Raw genomic sequence first — 16,558 nt, 5'->3', positions numbered from 1 at the left:
TCTTGACGGTGACCCGGCGTCGTCGAACACTGATCGCGTCCCCCGTCATCATCTGCACGAAGGAGTGCACTCCCATGTCGAAAACGTTTACCACGGTGGCACGGCCCCGGACGGGCCGCGTCGCGCGGGTCCTGACCGCCGCCGGCGCGGCAGCCGCCGCCGTCCTGACCGGCCTGGTCGCGGCGCCCGCCGCGACCGCCGCCGACTGCTCGTCCGGCTACGTCGCCCTCACGTTCGACGACGGCCCGAACTCCGGGACCTCGACCCAGATCATCAACACGCTGAAGCAGTACGGCGCGACCGCGGTCATGTTCCCCACCGGGCAGAACGCGCAGAACAACGCCTCGCTCATGCAGGCCTACCAGAACGCCGGACTGCAGATCGGGAACCACTCCTGGGATCACCCGCACCTGACGCAGCTGAGCTCCAGCCAGGTCCAGACCCAGCTGTCCAACACGTCGAACGTGATCCAGCAGACGACGGGCGTCCGGCCGCAGCTGTTCCGGCCGCCCTACGGCGAGTCGAACTCGACGATCCAGCAGATCGCGTCGTCGCTCGGGATGCGCCAGATCATCTGGGACGTGGACTCGACGGACTGGAACAACGCGTCGTCGTCGACCATCCGGCAGCGGGCCGCGCAGTTGACCAACGGGCAGAACATCCTCATGCACGACTGGCCGTCCGCGACGGTCCAGGCGCTGCCCGGGATCCTGCAGGACCTGCAGAACCGCAACCTGTGCACGGGTCACATCTCGCCGAGCACGGGACGCGCCGTCGCGGCGTCGGGCAGCACGCCGACGACGCCGCCGCCCACCACGGCCCCGCCCACCACGCCGCCTCCCACGACGGCCCCGCCGACGTCCCAGCCGCCGGTGACCGGCACGTGCTCGGCGCGCCTGACGGTCGTGAACTCCTGGGGCGGCGGCTACCAGGCCAACGTCACGGTCACGGCCGGTTCGAGCGGCACCAACGGCTGGACGACGACGTTCGCGCTGCCGTCCGGCTCCTCGGTCAGCAGCCTGTGGAACGCGACCCACACGGTGAGCGGCTCCACGGTCACCGCGAAAAACGTTTCCTGGAACGGGACCCTGGGAGCCGGCCAGTCCGCGACCTACGGCTTCACGGCCACGGGCACGGCCCCGTCCTCGACGGTCACCTGCGCCTGACCGCGTGAAGGTCCGTGACCTGCCAGGGCCGGGACACTCCTGGTCCGACAGGTCACGGACGCCCGGCCCCCCAGGCGGAGGCCGCCCCGGAGCCGGCCGGGTGTGTCGCGGCTGATCCCGGCAGCCGCGACACATCCGGCCACGTCTCCGTGGGCTACAGGGCGTTGGCCATGATGCGGTCGAAGTCGTCGCCCGGGTTCTTCAGGCCGGCCAGCAGCCGTTCCGTCTCCGGCTGGAGGGCGCACTCGAGGCGCTCCGTGATCGAGAGCAGTCGCTCGATCGCCGCCTGCTCGCTCGCCTCGTCGTGGCTCTGGTGCGCGGCCAGGATGCGCAGGCGCCACAGGCTCTCCTGCGCCGGTTCGATCCGCAGGCCCACGGCCGCGGCGTCCTCCGCCGAGGCCCAGCGACCGTCGGCCAGGTGCCGCCGCGCCAGCTCGAACGACATGTCCACGACCTCGGCGATCAGCCGCTGGCGCAGCAGCTCCGCCCAGGCGTACCGCCGCCGGTGCACGCCCTCGAACGGCAGCCCGCGCACCAGCCGCAGCGCGCCGATCAGGTTCGGCGTCGGCGCCTGCCGCGGGTCCTCGCCCACGAGCATGTCCCACGTGTCGATGTCCGTGGTGACGGCCGGGGAGAACGCCAGAGAGTCCTGGTGGCGCGGCAGGAAGTGGTCCCCGGCGTCGTCCTGCCCGAACCAGCGGCGCAGCCGCCCCGTCGTCGACGTGAGGACCGGCAGGGATCCCTCGCCGTTCGGCCACATCGCGGTCAGGACCTCCTGGGGCGCGGCGCCGCGGTGCACCGCGAGGTAGGCGGCGAGCTCCAGCAGCCGGTCCCGCACCCGGTCGTCGACCACGCCCCGCGTCCCGGCGACCTCCACGGGCCCGAGCAGCAGGATCCGCGGCGCGACGTGCGCCGCCTCGAACGTCGCCCGGCGGACGCTCGCACCGCCGGGTGCGACGACGGGAGTTTCCGCGGTCCGCGGGCTCCCGGCGGCGTCGCCGCCCGGTTCAGGGACGACGACGCCGTGGCCGGTCACGACGCCTGAGCCGGCAACGCCGCCGGCCTGACGATGCTCGTCGCCGTCCGGGCTCCAGCCGATCCCCGCAGGGGACGCCGGAACTCCGCCCGCCGCCGGGATCCCGTCCGCGGACGCCGCGCCCACCGGCGTCGCGCCGACGACCGGCACCTCCGCCGTCGGCGTCCGCACGCCCTCCTGCGGCCCGAAGCCATTGACCGCTGGTTCGACCCGGGGCCCGGCGGGCGTCTGCGCCTCCGGCGCGTGTATCTCGAACCCCGTCCCCGCCACCGCCGACGCCCCCACCGAGGCCGGGATCGTCGGCCCTGCCACCGGGATTTCCGCCGTGCCGAGCCCTTCGGTGTACGTGTACCCCTCGACGCCCGCCACGACCTGCGTGGCGCGCTCGTCCGCGGACTCCGGCTCGGCAACCGGCCGGATCAAGTCGACCTCCGCGACGGTCGGCTCCGGCCACGGCGCCCCCGCCACGCCGCCCGCGTTCGCGACGGCGCCGAGCGCCAGCATCGCCTCGTACTGCGGCGCGGGCAGGCGCTGCGGCCGCAGCCGCAGCCCGATCGGCGCGAGCGTCGCCGTCTGCCCGCCGGGTTCGATGTGCAGGGCCCAGGGGCCGACGACGTCGCCGCTGGTGATCGTCGCCAGCGCGACGTGCGGCAGCTCCGCGACGAGGGCCGCGAGCGCCGCGCGGTCCGCCTCGGGCACGGGACCGCCGAGCAGGACGATCTCGGGTTCCCAGGCGTCGGGGGCGGCGCCGGTGACGCGGGCCGTGTAGAGGTCGGCCGCCTGCGCGGAGGCGAGCGCGGTGCGGTCCTCCTCGGCGCGGCGGCGCAGGTCGTCGACGACCCGGGCGGCGTCGTGCACGTGCCGCACGCGGCCGGTCCCCACGGCGGGCTCCAGCCCGGCGAGCGCGCCCACGACGGTAACCTGCAGGTCGTCCGCCCAGACCGAGGTGGCGAGCTCGAGGGCAACGGCGGCGAGGATCTCGTCCGTGACCGTGACGTCGCCGGTGATGCCGAGCGCGCCCAGGTGCTCGAGGTTGAGCAGCACGTGGCCCTGCTCGTCGTCGTACCCGATCGTGACCAGCGACGGGTACGGCGCCGGCACCGCCTTCGGGTCGACCGGCCCGAGCCGCGCGAGGTCCGCGGTCGCCAGCGACCACACCGTGGTGTCGCCCGCGTAGCCCCACGGCCGCGGGAGCAGCGCCGGGTCCTGGAGGTACAGCTCGAGCGCGCGCGACGTCAGCCGCGCGGCCCGCACCACGGGCAGCGGCCGCCCGCCGCGCAGGCAGGCGTCCGCGAGCGAACGCAGCGCGTGGTCGATCGCCTCGACGGACGGCCGGTCGGCCCCGGCGCGCGTGGCCTGCTCGAACGTCGCGAGCCGGCCGGCGGGCAGCGGCAGGTCCTGGCCGGGCCTGCGGGTGCGCTGCTGGTCGCGTCGTCGGGCCGCGAGCAGCCCGACGACACCCGCCGCGAGCAGCGTGCCCACGCCCGTCGCCGTCGTGACCTGCCACGGGACCTCGACGGACAGGCCTTCCGCGGCGGCCGCGTCCGCGGTCTCCGTCGCGGCAGCGGCGTCAGCAGCACCAGCGGCCCGACCAGCAGCATCGTGGCCGACGGCGGGCGCGGGCGTCTTCTCCTCGAAGCGCCGCGCGCCCCGGGTCAGCTCGGCGGAACCGCCCGTGGCCTGCTCCTGGCCGTACCCCGCACGTCCATCGCGTTCGACGGCGCCCGCGGCCCCCGCCCCCGCGTGTCCGCCGCCCGTTTCGAGGGCACCGCCGCCGGCACCACCGGGACCTCCCGGACCGTCCTCGTGTGCGACGACGGTCTCCGCCACCGCCGCGGCCCCGGCCGTCTCGGCGGCAGGGGCCTGCTGCTGCCGCTCCGGCGCGTGCTGGTGCCGGACCACGTCGCCCGCGCCCGGGACCTCGATGGTCCAGCCGGGCCGGATCAGGTCCGGGTCGGTGAGGTGGGCGCCGCCGGGCTGGTGCACGTCGCGGCTCGCGTCGAACAGCTCGGGATACTTCGAGCCGTCGCCGAGCTCCGCCTCGGCGATCCCCCAGAGAGTGTCGCCGGACTCGACCACGATCTCCTTGTCGGCGCGCTCGGCGTGCCCGCGGCCGACGTCGTGCCCACGGCCGGCGTCGTGCCCACGGCCGGCGTCGTGCGCGCGCTCGGTCGCGCGCGCCTCGCTCCCGCCGCCGCGCTGGTCGTGCCGGTGATCCAGGTCCGACGACGGCCCGGGTGCGATCGTCCCGCCGTAACCGTGCGTCCCCGGCACCCGCTGATCGACGGTCGCCGACACCGACGACGACGCCTGCGGGCCCTGGGCGGCCGCGGCGTCGTGCGTCAGGGCGACCGCGGTGCCCGCGGGCATCACCGTGAACAGCAGCATCACCGCGCCCACCAGGCCACGGGCCATCCCCTGCGGCATGCCCAGCCCGGGCAGCCGGGGCGCGCGGACACCCCTCAGCTGCGCGGACAGCTCGACGACGATCGACAGCGCGAGCAGCATCCACGCGACCCAGCCGACGATCTGGAACAGCGACAGGAGCAACGTGCCGTCGTCCGGGGCGGTGAGGATACGCGCGAGCCGCCCGGGATCGAGCACCCCGTTGGTGAGCGGGTTCCCGGCGACGAGCAGCAGCACGTAGGGCAGCCCCACCGTGAGCCCCAGGATCACCAGCAGCGCGAACGCCCCCTGGATCCGCTGCCCGGCCGAGACCCGTCGCGGGCCCCGGGCCTGCGGGTGCTGCTGCTGGTACTGGTACGTCATCGCCTCGGCCTCCCACGGCAAACCGTCGTCTCGCACCAGTATGTCGGATCAGTCACAGATTTCGCCCGGACCCGCGAGAGGCTGCGCCCCGGCGAGCGAGCGGGTGCCTCATCGCTGGCGGTAGGCGTCGATCGGGCTCTCCATCGTCCGCTCGATCGTCATGCTGCCCGGGAAGTTCGGGATGGCGACGTCGGACAGGTCCACCCGGCACGTCACCGTCGCCCTCGCGTTGGCGGACACCCCGAGCGGGACGACGGGTACCTCGACGACGACCGTCGGTACCGGCAGGCACGGCACCTCCTGGTTCTCGAGGCTCGCCAGGCCGCGGTCGCGGGCCACGACCGCCGCCGTCCCGGCGTCACGCGAGATCGACGCGGACCGCGCGGCCTCCGCCGCCGCCGCCTCGACCGCCTGCTGCGTGATCGCGATCCGCCCGCCCGCGATGATCATCGACCCGAGCGCCACGAAAGCGGTGATACCGATGACGGCCTCGATCGCGGCCGAGCCCCGCTCGGCGCGCCGTACCGCGGCGCCTCGCCCGCGCCGGTTCACTGCTCCGCCCCGTCCACCACGCGGATGCTCCGCGACTCCCCGTGCCCGCTCACCGGCATCGACGAGATGCCGATCATCGACAGGAACTTGGGCTGATACGTGTCGCGCGTGTCGACGACGACGACGGCACCACCCGGCACGCCGACTGTCCCCGACATGCCGGCTCCCGCGAGGTACGCCTGCGCGGCCTGTGCGGCCATCCCGGCGTCGACCTGCGGCGTCCCGCCCGAGATCGAACCGCCGCCGAGCTGCTGCCCGCCCACCCGGGCCGCCTGAGCCGCCACGTTGTTGGCCCGCACCTGCGTGTGCACCTGACCGGTCAGGTCGACCGCGATCCCGACCCCGAGGATCAGCACGAACGACCCCGTGATGAACCACGAGGAGATCGATCCTCGCTCGCGGGGGTCCGGTGCCGATCCGGCCCTGTTCTTCTGGGGATGCATCGCGCTCGCCCGGCCCTTCGCCTGCTCGGTTGTCGTACGGTTCATCGGTTGCGCCGGACGGCACCCGCCGCGGCGGCCGGACGCCGCCACGGTCGTCACGACCGCGGCGGACACGGGATCATCCCGCCGTCAGCTGCTCGAGGGGCAAGCTCGCCGTCTGGACGACCCTGGGATCCAGCCCCGGGATCACCGAGACGGTATGGGTGGTGACGGTCATCGTGACCGTGTCGCCGGTCGTGCTGCCGACCGCGGAGGTGTCGCTGAGCCCCAGCGTCGTGTTCCCGACGTACACGACGGCGGCCGCTTCCCCGTCCCCGATCGTGCCGTCCTCCCCGGCCGCCACCCGGGCACCTTCCTCCGCCGCGGCGATGGCGATCGTCTTTCCCTGGTAGTACATCGCGCCCTGCACGAAGGTGAACATCAAGGTGAACAGCGCCGGCAGGAGAAAAATGTGCTGGATCGAGGTGGAACCCCGCTCGCCGCTCACTCGCGGACCGGTCTCAGAAGCCCGACGGGGTGAGCTTGCCGGTCTCGGCAGTCACGTAGTTCGTCACGGCCGTGACGACGATGCCGACGATCACGATCACCGCCACGGCCCACAGGACCTGCTCCATCGTGACGTTGCCGCGCTCGGGGTCACGGTCGGCGCGAGCACGCCGGCGATCCATGGCGTCAAGGCCGAGCAGGTGAAGCATGGCGACGAGGTGCTGCATGGGATTGCCCTTCGATTCGGTGAAGTTCGGATCAAGTATGTCGGATGAGTCGGAGGTGTCGGTATAAACCGTCAGAGCGTGCCCAGCATGATCCGCAGCAGGGCCGGGGTGATGAGGATGACCATGAAGACGACGCCGAGCATCGACATCGGCATGTTGATGCGCTCGCTCACCGCGTTGGCATTGGCTCGTTCGGTGTTGAGCATCGCCGACCGCATCGCGGCCGACCGCGCCCGCAGGTTGTCGTACACCTGTGACCCCTCACCGCTCATGCGCATGACATCGGCGAGGTCACCCAGTTCAGGCAGACCGAGATCGTCGGAGAGCTTCTGCAGGGCGTCCCACGGCGCGACGCCGCTCCAGCGGGAGCGCTGCAGTTCCTCTGCGATCCGGACGTACACCCAGCTGTCGCCCACCTCGGCCGCGCTCTCCATCGCCTGCCGAGGGCCGGCGCCGCTGAGCCGCTCCAGGGCCACGAGGTCGATGTAGACCCCCAGTGCCCGCGCGAACTCCGCCCGCGCGGCGCGCGCATCACCCCGGACGTTCATGTCGGGGAACGTGTAGAAGATGCCCGCCGCCACCAGCGAGCCCGCGGCCGGGACGGGCACGGGGATCGGTAGCCCGATCATGATGAAGAAGTACCCCACGAGCGGCGGCAGCGCCAGCCCCACCAGCGCGAACATGACCTTGTTGCCGTAGTACCGGTGCACCGGTATCCGCAGCAGCAGCAGTTCCTGGGTCGGGGCCTTGCCCAGCGCGAACGGCGGCAGCCGCTTCATCGCCCACAGGCCCATCTGCTCGACGGCTCCGAAGGCGTCCGGATCGGCCCGTACCGCGGCCCGCTCCCGCACGGCCTCCGGCGAGTACCGTCGCACGACGTCGACCACGTCCGGCGCGGCAGGAACGAGCCGCCACACCAGCAGCGAGAGGCCGAGCCCGATCAGGGCGCCCGCCACCAGCGCGATCTGCAGTCCCGTCGTCATCCGGCAACCCTCCCCTGACGCGCCTGCTCACCCAGGAAGCGAGGCATCGGCTTGCCCTTCGACATGTTCCGCATCATCACGAGCAGGCCCACGTAGGCCGCCAGGAATCCCGTCAGCAGGACCTGCCCGAGGAACGACCGGTAGGGCTCCACGTAGTCGCCCGTGAAAGCCAGGACACCGAGCACGACCGCGGTGATGATCGTGACCCAGCGCGCCGTGGCCCGCGGTCCGGCGCGCTCCGCCTCGATCTCCCGCCGCGCCCGCACGTCCTCGGCCACCGACTGCGCGGTCGACTCCAGCACGGAGACCAGGCCGGCCCCGCGCCGTCGCGCACCGAGGATCAGGCTGGCCGCGACGACGTCGCCCGTGGCGTCGTTGATGTCGTCCGCGAAGGCACGCAGCGCGTCCTCCGTGCCCCATCTCGCCCGCAGCCGCGACACCAGGGTGGTGACCTCCGGACGGATCTCGGGCGGCACCGACCGCAGCGTGTGCCGGATCGCCTCCTCCAGGCCCGCACCCACCGTGAGCACACCCGACAGGTTGCGGATCCACTCCTCGAGAGCCTCCAGGCGCTTGATCGTGTACCCGGCGCCACTGGTACTGAGCAGGATCGGCAGCCCCACCCCCGCGAGCGGACCCAGGACCACCAGGACGGTCCAGTTCGTGACCAGGTACATGACAAGACCGCCGACGAGTCCCACGACGGCGAAGATCCGCTCCTGGCGGTCCAGCTTCATCAGCCGCGCCACCACCGCCGACCGGCGCCGCACCGGGACGCCGTCGTGCACCGGCACCTTCCGCAGGCCTGCGATCAGCCCGATGGCCCCGCCCACCACGAGCGCCCCGCAGAGCGCGATCAGCAGCATCACGGCAGCCCACCCGCTTCCCGGCCCTCGGCGGCGAGGTAGCCGGTGAGGTCGAAGCCCCAGCGTTCCAGGTCGCGCAGCTCGTCCGGCATGGTGCCCGGCACCGCGGGCCCGCCGTGCGGATCGGCCCGGTACACGTGCGTGGTCGCGTACCCCTTGGCCACCTCGCCCGGCGACACGTGCACGACCTCCGTCACCCGCCGCGTCTTGCGCCAGACCCGCGGGTCGTCCGGATCCTGCGTCGTCCGGACCGACACCTGCACCACCAGGTCGATCGTCTCGGCGAGCTTGGTCGTGGCCAGGTCGCGCGTGACGTGCGACCCCGCCTCCATCGCGCACGTGACCAGCTTGCGCACCGCGGCCTCGCCGTCGGCGGCGTGCGTCGTGGAGATGGAACCGGCGCCGGACTCCATCGCCTTGATCATGGCCCACACCTCCGCGCCGCGGACCTCGCCCACGATCTGCCGCGACAGGTTGAACCGGAACGAGTCGTACAGCGCCTCGTCCAGCCCGAACTCGCCCGCCTGCCGCCCGTCCGGCCCCACCTCGCCGGAGCCCGGCCGCGCCTCCCAGGCGTGCACGATCTCGTGCACGTCCGGCAGCTCGTGCAGGTGCAGCTCGAACTCGGTCTCGAACGTGCCGATGGCCTCGTGCCGCGGGATCTGCGCGCACAGCGCGCGCACCATCGTCGTCTTCCCGGCGCCCTGCGGCCCCGCGACCACCACGGACTTGCGCGCCTTGATCGCCGCGGCCAGGAACGACGCCAGGTTCGCCGACAGCATCTCGCGACCCACCAGGTCGTCCAGCGACACCCGCCGCAGCCGGTGCCGCCGGATCACCACCGAGGGCCGCGCGGTCACCCACGCGGCGGCCGCGAGCCGCGACCCTCCGTCGAGCCGCATGTGCAGCCGCGGATGCGCCGAGGTGAAGTTCCGCGCGTTCGACTCCGACCGCTGCGCCACGAACGCCAGCTCCTCCAGCAGCTCCTTGTCCGAGCCCGCCACCGGGTCCTTCCGGATCAGCTCGCCGTCCGTGGTCTCCACCCAGACGTTCTCGGCGCCGGAGATGATGATGTTCTCCACCGAGTCGTCGTCGATCAGCGGCTGCAGCCGCCCGAGCCCGAACAGCGCGTTGTAGACCGCGGTCTCCAGCGCCTGCTGCTCCTCGTAGCTCCACGCCCTCTCGCCGTCGTGCAGCAGGTCCGCGGCGGCGTCGTCGACGATCGTGCGGATGATCTCCCGCCCCATCTCCTTCTCCGCGGCCGTGTCGCGGCCGCGGTCCTCACCGAGCCGCTCCACGAGCCTCTCGGACGCCTGCGCGCGGAACATCGCCACCGTGTTCCAGTCCACGGGAATGTTCGCCGACGACGACGGGGCTCCCGCGGCCGGTCGCGGATCCGGCGCCGGGGTCGCGGTGTAGGAGGCCGCCGTGCCGATCAGGGACGCCGGGATCGAACCCGCGCCGGTCTCGTGGCCGCCGGGGGCGGGGTAGGCGCCGGGATCCCCGTAGGACTGCTGGTACGAGCCCGGGTCCTGGTAGGAGCCGGGCTGGTGGTACCCGGTCCGTTCGAAGGCGTCCGGCTGCTGGTAGGCATCCGGCTGCCGGTAGACCTCGGGCTGCTGGTACGCCTCGGGCGCCGTCCCGGCGTACGGCCACGAGCCCTGCGCCGGGTCCGGCGGCTGCGACGCCCCCAGGAGCGACGCGAGCACGTGCGGCGGCATCGGCGGCGCGTACTCCGTGGCCGGGGTCAGCTCGACGGACTGCGGGGGCGGCGTGTACTCGCCGTACTCGCCCGTCGGGTACGACGACGGGTCCTGCGCGGGCGGCTGCTCGCGCACCTCGAACCGCGTGCCGGGGTACTGCTCGTGCGGTCCGCTCCGCTGGTCGAACTGCTGGTCGAACTGCTGGCCGCTCTGCTGCTCGAACTGTCCGCCGGGCTGCGGCTCGGGCCGGCGCGTGGTCTCGGGGTGCTGTGGCATGACCTGGTGCTGGGATCGCGGTTCGGGGTGCTGTTGCTGGGGCTGGTGATGCCTGCCGTTCGACGGCGGCGGCGCGGCCTCCGGCGCCGGCGGCCGGTGCGCCGGCTGCTGGTCGGGCCGGTGGAGCGCGGACTGCCGCCGGGGCGGCTGCTGCGCGGACTGGTACGGCTCGGCGGGGAGCTGCCCGGGATCGTGCCGCACGTACTCCGCGGCGGGCGGCGCCCCGGACTCCGCGGGCCCGGGCCGGGACTGCTGCTCGCCGATCCGTCCCGCGAGCGCGTGCGCCCCGGGCCGGGGCTGCTGCGGAGCGGGAACCCGGGTGACGGGCGCCGTCGCGGCCTGCTCGTGGGACGGGCCGGTCCGGCCGCTCCCCGCGCCGTCGTGCGGCAACGCGCCGTCGTGCGGTAGCACGCCGTCGTGCCACGACGCGCCGTCCTGCGCCAACCCGCCGTCGTGCGGCGACCCGCCGTCGTGCCCCGCCGGGTCGCCGGACGCGTCGGCGTACCCGGCGTTCGGGCCGGCGTACCGCCCGTGCGCGTCGGTGCGGTCGGGATGACCGGCTTGCCCGCCGGTCATCGCGGACCCCGCCCTGCGACCTGCAGCGCCGCACGCGACCGGACGATGTTCGACTGGACGCCCTGGATCGCCGCGCGCAGCGACTTGTTCAGCGGCGATCCCGGGAACTTGCGCGGCTGGGCGGCACCCTCGGAGTACACCACGGCCGAGGCCGGGTCCCACGCGACCGACGCCGTGACCGGGCGGCCCAGCACCTTGGCCACCTCGCCGTTCCCGTAGGGGCGCTGCTCGCCCACCACGAGCACGCCGAGGCTGTCCAGGCCGCCCGCCTTGGTGAACGTCTCGCGCAGGGTGGGCGCCCAGGAGCTCGCGGCCACGAGGGCGGGGAGGTTCGTGCGGGTCACCAGGAGCGCCTGGTCGGCCTGCGCGACGAGCTTCAGCCCGAATCCCTCCAGGCCGAGCCGTCCGGCGTCCACGATGACGTCCTGGCCGTTGCGCTCCAGCGACTTGAAGACGGCCGCGAGCGGTTCCCAGAGCCCGTCGAGGGCGCGCGCCTGGTAGTGGTTCAGGGGGCCCGCGAGCAGCTGCACGTTCGACCCGGGCATCCGCATGACCATCTTCGGGAGGTCCTCGGCGAGCGAGCCCTGCCGGTGCGAGACCGCCAGGTCGACGATGGTGTGATCGGTGGGGAGCTGCGCCCCCTTAAGGAATCCGGCCGGGATCGCGCGCGCGCCGGTCGGGTCGGCGTCGACCAGGACGACCGGCCGCGGCCAGGACAGCGCCAGCCCGACGGCCGTGGTCGTGACGCCCGGCGAACCGCTCGCGGACATGAGGGTGATCAGCGCCATGAGGTCACTCCCCCGCGCCGTCGCCGGCCGCCTGGTCGCCCCGCGCGGCCTCGCCCTCCGGCGCGGCGGACGCGCCGCCCTCCGGTGCGGGGGACGCACCACCCTCCGGGGCCGCGTCGCCCGGCACCACCTGGTGCTCCAGCACCAGGGCGACCTTGCCCGCCGCCGCGGCGGACGCGACCCGGACGGCCTCGTCGGCCGCGACCTCCACGCTGGCGAGGGTGTTGCCCGTGACCTCGTCGGACTGGATGCCCCGCACGATCCCCTCGACCGAGCCCGCCGTACCCGACGTCGTCCCGGCCTCCCCGCCGCCCTCCGTCACGACGACGCGGACCCGGTCGCCGTTGTGCACCTGGCCCGCCGGCAGCAGACCCGCGGCCAGGCTCACGCCGACGACGGACCGGTCCGAGGCGGGCACCGGCTCGTCCGTCAGCTGGCCCGGGGTGACGACGCTGCCCGCCGCGATGTCGAGCGCGGCGGTCTTCCCGGCGACCTCCTCGAGGAGTTCCCCCGGCACCGCCTTGATCGCCAGGTCGGCACCGGCCTGCACCACGACCAGGTCGTCCCGCGTGACGACCTCCCCGCGCAGCACGTCCTGGCGCACCGTGAGCACGCTGTTCGTGTTCGACGTCGTCTGCCACGCCCATGCGCTGACGAGACCGCCCACGGCGATGCAGGCCACCGACGCGGCGATCATCGCGGGACGACGGCGCATCTTGGGCGGCGAAGCGATCTGCTGCTCGTGGCCCGGCCCCGGCGGGTTGCCGCGATCCGCGCGCGCGCCGGGGGCAGGAGCTGTCGCTGTCATCTCGGGGGTGCCTTCCTGGGGTCTGACGTCGTCGAACGCCCGCGGACGCGGGGAGCGCTCCGACCGTTGCGCCGCTGCGTCGTCCCCCCGGACCTGTGGGCCCGCGGAAACGCTACGGCAGTTCGCCCGCAACGTCCACGATAGTAGGAAGCATCAGAGATGAGGGAAGTAACACCCGATCAAGGGACAAGAACGGCGGTCCGGCGCCGCCCCGAACCCCCGGGACGGCCAGCCCGGCCCGGGTTGTGGAAGTCCGGGTCATTTCTCGCGGAGGTCACCGACCGTCACCGGCTCCGCCACGTAACCGGTGCCGTCCTGGAACCAGTAGGTGGACGGCGTGTACCAGCCGGGTTCCAGCTCCGGCGCGGCCGCCATCGCCCGCTCGATCCGGTCGGCCGTCGCGAGCGCCTCGTCCTTGTCGTTCGTCGTGAGATAGACGTTCACCTGCGCCCAGCCGCCGTCCAGCCGCGCGGAGCACTCGGCGTCGACCGACTCCACGCCCTCGACGGCCTCGATCACGGGGACGTAGACCTCGGCGCAGGCGGCGCGGTCGCCGGGCGACGCGCACGCGGCGAGCGTGAGCACGACGACGGCGGGTGCGAGGCGAGCGAGAACGCGGCGGCTGCGGGCCCGACCGATCATGTGCTGCGACTCCCCGTGAGATGCTCCGCCACGGCACGCCCGGTGGGAAGGTGCCCTGGTCGACGACGTTGCCGGCCACTGTATCCCCGGCCCCGCGGGATCGGCCGCTCCCGCTCGACCCGCTCAAGCCCGACATTCCACGCCCGTTCCGGGAAAGCTGGGCACACCGCCGCAGGTTTGTGACCATCCGGATTCATGGACAAGCGTCCAACTCCGGTACTGTCACCCCCAGCAGTCTGCGGAGGAGTGAAATCTTGCCGAAGGAAACCCAGGGACCCCCCCTCCCTGCCCAGACCGGCCCCTCGCTCACCGAGCGGCTTGCCGGGGTTCTGTCCGAGCTGTCCGACGACGAGTACTACGTGCTCAGAGGTCGTGCCCTGGCCCGGCGCCCGTCGTCGTACACGACCCTCGCCGACGAACTCGGGATCAGCCATGACGACGTCGTGGAGACCGAGAAGCGCGCCACCAAGCGGATCGCCGGCGCATCGCGCGGGCCCGATCACGACGCGCTGGTGGACGCGATGCGCCAGGAGAACAGCACCGTGGCCCTGGCCACGCTGCTCCCGCAGCATCCGGTCCTGACCGAGACCGTCCCGCGCACGAACCTGCCCGTGTGGGCGTTCCTCGTGCAGACGCTGAGGCTCGACGGCGCCTCGCGCGACACCCAGGCCAAGGAGGCCGCGGCAGGGAGACCGGCCGCCGCGAAGGCACCGGCGAAGGGCACCCGGCTGCCCGCCCGGCGTCCCGCGCCGAGTTTCCGCGTGTCGAAGAGCAACGTGCGCCCGGCCTGGACCGCCTGGTTCCCGTGGCTGATCACGCTCGACCTCGCCGGGCACGGCGTGAAGACGTCGTCGTGGGACTTCGAGCCGCAGGCCCGCGGCCGGCTGCGGCACCAGGTGAACGCTCTCACGTCGCTCATCATCGACCAGCTGCCCGCGGCGCCGGTGAGCGTCATCTTCCCGGCGATCGCCCCGACGGACACGATGTCGGACCTCGAGATCCCGGACAGCCACGCCGAGCGGTTCCGCGAGAAGGGCATCGAGACCTTCGGGGACCTGACCGGCCGCACCATCGCGGAGCTGCGGTTCCTGCCGCACTACGGCTCCAAGACGCTCAACACCCTGGTGCAGCGGCTGGTCTACCGCTCGCTGCGGCACCCCGCCCCCGCCGGCGGCCCGACGCCGCCCGCGCCGGCGGACCTCGAGCGGCCGCTCAACGTGCGCCTCGACTCGACGCTGGGGTACCTCGACGAGCGCGCGCGGACGATCCTGGTCGCACGCCGCTTCGCCGAGCCCCGCGAGGACCTGGCGAAGCTGGCCGAGCGGTTCGAGATCTCGAACATGCACGCCCAGCAGATCGACAGCCGGTCCGCGACGCTGGTCCGCAACACGCTCATGACCCCGTCGCTGCAGGCCAGGATCGACGAGTGCCTGCCGTCGCCGGGCGGCACGATGGCGATCGACGAGCTCGTCACGAAGATCCCCGTGCTCGGCGAGCCCGTCACGGGAGCGGCGGACCAGCCGGCCTGGCGCGTGCTGGAGGGCCTGGGCGGCTTCTTCGAGGTGGCCGACGGCGAGGCCCGCCGCGCCTCGTCGGTGCGCAAGCGGTCGGCCAACCCGCCGGTGCCGGGGAGCAAGCCGGAGGAGTAGGCGGTCCGTCAGCGCGGCGTCGTCGGGCGAGGGGCCGCGGCCCCTCGCCCGACGACGCCGACCAGGTCGCGGCGCGCCGAGAACCAGGCGGCGGCCACCGGGAGCAGTCCGCCGATCCAGGCGAGCGGGGCGGCGAGGCACACCCCGAGGAAGCCGAACTGCTGGATGAGGACGAGACCGGCGACGGACCGCAGCACGAGCTCGGCGATCCCCGACACGGTCGACGACGACGCGTTGCCGAGTCCCTGCATCGTGTTGCGGTAGACGAACAACAGCGCGAGGAAGACGTACAGGCAGGCGTTGATCACCAGGTACTGGTGGGCCATCGCGACCACCCCGGGCACGCCGTCGCCGACGAACAGCCGTACGATCGGCACGCCCAGCGCGATCACCACCAGCCCGAGCGCGACGGCCACGCCGCAGTTGATCCAGGTGGTGCGGAGCACGCCCTGCCGGACGCGCAGCCAGTCCAGCGCCCCGCGGTTCTGCGCGACGTAGGTCGCCAGGGCCGCGCCGAACGAGTTGAGCGGGGCGATCCCGAGCTGCTCGACGCGGACCGCGGCGGTGAACGCGGCGACGGCGTCGGCCCCGAGGCCGTTGACGCCGTACTGCAGGATGACCGTGCCGATGCCGATCACCGACATCTGCAGCCCCATCGAGGTGCCGAGGCGCAGCGGCTCGCCGAAGTCCTCCCGGCGCAGGCGCCAGTCCTCGCGGCGCAGGCGCAGCTGCGGGATACGGCCGCGGATCACCACCAGGCAGAGCAGCACGGCGAGGAACTGCGCGAGCACCGTGGCGAACGCCGCCCCGCCCACCCCCAGCCCGAGCACCCCGACGAAGCCGAGGACCAGGCCCACGTTCAGCACGCAGGCCGCGACGAGGACGACCAGGGGCGTCCGGCTGTCGCCCACGGCCCGGACGACCGACGTCAGGTAGTTGAAGGCGACGGCCACCGGCGCGCCCAGGAACGTCACCACCAGGAACGCGGCGGCGTCGTCGACCAGTTCCGGCGGCGTCCCGAGCAGGTCCAGGAACGGCCGGGCCGTCGCGACGCCCACCACCGTGATGAGGAGCGCGAGGGCGGCCGAGACGGCGCTGCCCGCCGCCAGGGCCCGGCGCAGCGCGGCGTCGTCCCCGGCACCGAAGGCGCGGGCGACGGGGATCGCCAGGCCGGCGGCCGATCCCCAGGACATCCCGATCAGCACGAAGACGATCGACCCGGTGGCGCCGACGGCGGCGAGCGCGTCGACGCCGACGAGGCGGCCGACGACGATCGCATCGGTGAACTGGTAGAGCTGCTGGAAGAGGTTGCCCGCGAGCAGCGGCAACGCGAAGCGCACGATGAGGCGGGCGGGTGGGCCGGCCGTGAGGTTCCTGGTCATCTCAGCGGAGATCGTAGGGCCGTGGATCGGGCGTTGTCGAATCGATTCGCCCGACGTCTCGACGGCTGGATCGTGATGCCGTGGTAGAACGTGTGTTCGATCTGCGTTAGAGTGGATCACGGCCGGTCAGATACCCGAGGGGTTGGGGTCCGCGGCGAGAGAGGGCGGGTGAGAGCCTGCGCGGCAACGGCGTCGGACGTGTGGTA

Annotated in this window: 14 protein-coding genes; 2 read left to right on the top strand and 12 right to left on the bottom strand. The window is 73.4% G+C overall.

The genetic code is table 11. The features are described from left to right. The first annotated feature begins 74 nt into the window (after positions 1-74). Positions 75-1,166 (top strand): polysaccharide deacetylase family protein, encoded by a 1,092-nt coding sequence (locus ABD208_RS02885; RefSeq protein ID WP_344099306.1) that lies wholly within the window; start codon positions 75-77, stop codon positions 1,164-1,166. A 154-nt stretch (positions 1,167-1,320) separates the two neighbouring features. Here the strand turns inward: ABD208_RS02885 and ABD208_RS02880 are convergent, their stop codons facing one another. The 11 genes from ABD208_RS02880 to ABD208_RS02830 form a co-directional block, all read right to left on the bottom strand. Then, positions 1,321-4,971 (bottom strand): peptidoglycan-binding LysM, encoded by a 3,651-nt coding sequence (locus tag ABD208_RS02880; RefSeq protein WP_344099304.1) that lies wholly within the window; start codon positions 4,969-4,971, stop codon positions 1,321-1,323. A gap of 108 nt (positions 4,972-5,079) precedes the next feature. Then, positions 5,080-5,523, bottom strand: coding sequence for a TadE/TadG family type IV pilus assembly protein (locus tag ABD208_RS02875; RefSeq protein WP_344099302.1), 444 nt, complete (start codon positions 5,521-5,523; stop codon positions 5,080-5,082). Then, positions 5,520-6,011, bottom strand: coding sequence for a pilus assembly protein TadG-related protein (locus ABD208_RS02870; RefSeq protein WP_344099300.1), 492 nt, complete (start codon positions 6,009-6,011; stop codon positions 5,520-5,522). Before ABD208_RS02870 ends, ABD208_RS02875 begins: the two co-directional genes overlap by 4 nt. Positions 6,012-6,084: 73 nt before the next feature. Further along, entirely contained in the window at positions 6,085-6,453 is a 369-nt protein-coding gene (locus ABD208_RS02865; protein ID WP_344099298.1) for a TadE/TadG family type IV pilus assembly protein, read from the bottom strand. Positions 6,454-6,466: 13 nt separating this feature from the next. Beyond that, positions 6,467-6,679, bottom strand: a complete 213-nt coding sequence (locus ABD208_RS02860; RefSeq protein ID WP_344099296.1) for a hypothetical protein — start codon at positions 6,677-6,679, stop codon at positions 6,467-6,469. A gap of 71 nt (positions 6,680-6,750) precedes the next feature. Further along, positions 6,751-7,662: a hypothetical protein gene (locus ABD208_RS02855; protein WP_344099294.1), complete on the bottom strand. Its 912-nt coding sequence runs from the start codon at positions 7,660-7,662 to the stop codon at positions 6,751-6,753. Continuing rightward, positions 7,659-8,528, bottom strand: a complete 870-nt coding sequence (locus ABD208_RS02850; protein ID WP_344099292.1) for a type II secretion system F family protein — start codon at positions 8,526-8,528, stop codon at positions 7,659-7,661. Before ABD208_RS02850 ends, ABD208_RS02855 begins: the two co-directional genes overlap by 4 nt. Further along, positions 8,528-11,083, bottom strand: a complete 2,556-nt coding sequence (locus ABD208_RS02845; RefSeq protein ID WP_344099290.1) for an ATPase, T2SS/T4P/T4SS family — start codon at positions 11,081-11,083, stop codon at positions 8,528-8,530. Before ABD208_RS02845 ends, ABD208_RS02850 begins: the two co-directional genes overlap by 1 nt. Beyond that, positions 11,080-11,871 (bottom strand): CpaE/TadZ family protein, encoded by a 792-nt coding sequence (locus ABD208_RS02840; RefSeq protein ID WP_344099288.1) that lies wholly within the window; start codon positions 11,869-11,871, stop codon positions 11,080-11,082. The genes ABD208_RS02845 and ABD208_RS02840 overlap by 4 nt, the downstream gene beginning before the upstream one ends. A 4-nt stretch (positions 11,872-11,875) precedes the next feature. Continuing rightward, positions 11,876-12,679 carry an SAF domain-containing protein gene (locus ABD208_RS02835; protein WP_344099286.1) on the bottom strand — a complete coding sequence of 268 codons (804 nt, stop codon included), beginning with the start codon at positions 12,677-12,679 and terminating at the stop codon, positions 11,876-11,878. 258 nt (positions 12,680-12,937) lie between these two features. After that, entirely contained in the window at positions 12,938-13,321 is a 384-nt protein-coding gene (locus tag ABD208_RS02830; RefSeq protein ID WP_344099284.1) for a hypothetical protein, read from the bottom strand. Between the two features lie 254 nt (positions 13,322-13,575). On the opposite strand from ABD208_RS02830, the gene ABD208_RS02825 reads away from it, so the two are divergent. Continuing rightward, the gene (locus ABD208_RS02825) at positions 13,576-14,970 is read left to right on the top strand and encodes a hypothetical protein (protein WP_344099282.1); all 1,395 of its coding nucleotides are present in this window, start codon (positions 13,576-13,578) and stop codon (positions 14,968-14,970) included. Positions 14,971-14,978: 8 nt separating this feature from the next. Here ABD208_RS02825 and ABD208_RS02820 read toward each other — a convergent pair whose 3' ends face one another. Beyond that, positions 14,979-16,352, bottom strand: a complete 1,374-nt coding sequence (locus ABD208_RS02820) for an MATE family efflux transporter (protein WP_344099280.1) — start codon at positions 16,350-16,352, stop codon at positions 14,979-14,981. Positions 16,353-16,558 lie beyond the last annotated feature (206 nt).

It is taken from the genome of Myceligenerans crystallogenes, assembly GCF_039529775.1.
GTDB classification, from domain to species: Bacteria; Actinomycetota; Actinomycetes; order Actinomycetales; family Cellulomonadaceae; genus Myceligenerans; species Myceligenerans crystallogenes.
Note: the sequence above shows the minus strand (reverse complement) of the source record. Positions and strands in the feature narration are given on the sequence as shown.

Excerpts from the sequence above, each read along its gene's own strand:
- ABD208_RS02820 (WP_344099280.1), bottom strand. The coding sequence starts at position 16,352 with ATGACCAGGAACCTCACGGCCGGCCCACCCGCCCGCCTCATCGTGCGC.
- ABD208_RS02870 (WP_344099300.1), bottom strand. The coding sequence starts at position 6,011 with ATGAACCGTACGACAACCGAGCAGGCGAAGGGCCGGGCGAGCGCGATG.
- ABD208_RS02835 (WP_344099286.1), bottom strand. The coding sequence starts at position 12,679 with ATGACAGCGACAGCTCCTGCCCCCGGCGCGCGCGCGGATCGCGGCAAC.
- ABD208_RS02855 (WP_344099294.1), bottom strand. The coding sequence starts at position 7,662 with ATGACGACGGGACTGCAGATCGCGCTGGTGGCGGGCGCCCTGATCGGG.
- ABD208_RS02845 (WP_344099290.1), bottom strand. The coding sequence starts at position 11,083 with ATGACCGGCGGGCAAGCCGGTCATCCCGACCGCACCGACGCGCACGGG.
- ABD208_RS02880 (WP_344099304.1), bottom strand. The coding sequence starts at position 4,971 with ATGACGTACCAGTACCAGCAGCAGCACCCGCAGGCCCGGGGCCCGCGA.
- ABD208_RS02850 (WP_344099292.1), bottom strand. The coding sequence starts at position 8,528 with ATGCTGCTGATCGCGCTCTGCGGGGCGCTCGTGGTGGGCGGGGCCATC.
- ABD208_RS02860 (WP_344099296.1), bottom strand. The coding sequence starts at position 6,679 with ATGCAGCACCTCGTCGCCATGCTTCACCTGCTCGGCCTTGACGCCATG.
- ABD208_RS02830 (WP_344099284.1), bottom strand. The coding sequence starts at position 13,321 with ATGATCGGTCGGGCCCGCAGCCGCCGCGTTCTCGCTCGCCTCGCACCC.
- ABD208_RS02840 (WP_344099288.1), bottom strand. The coding sequence starts at position 11,871 with ATGGCGCTGATCACCCTCATGTCCGCGAGCGGTTCGCCGGGCGTCACG.
- ABD208_RS02885 (WP_344099306.1), top strand. The coding sequence starts at position 75 with ATGTCGAAAACGTTTACCACGGTGGCACGGCCCCGGACGGGCCGCGTC.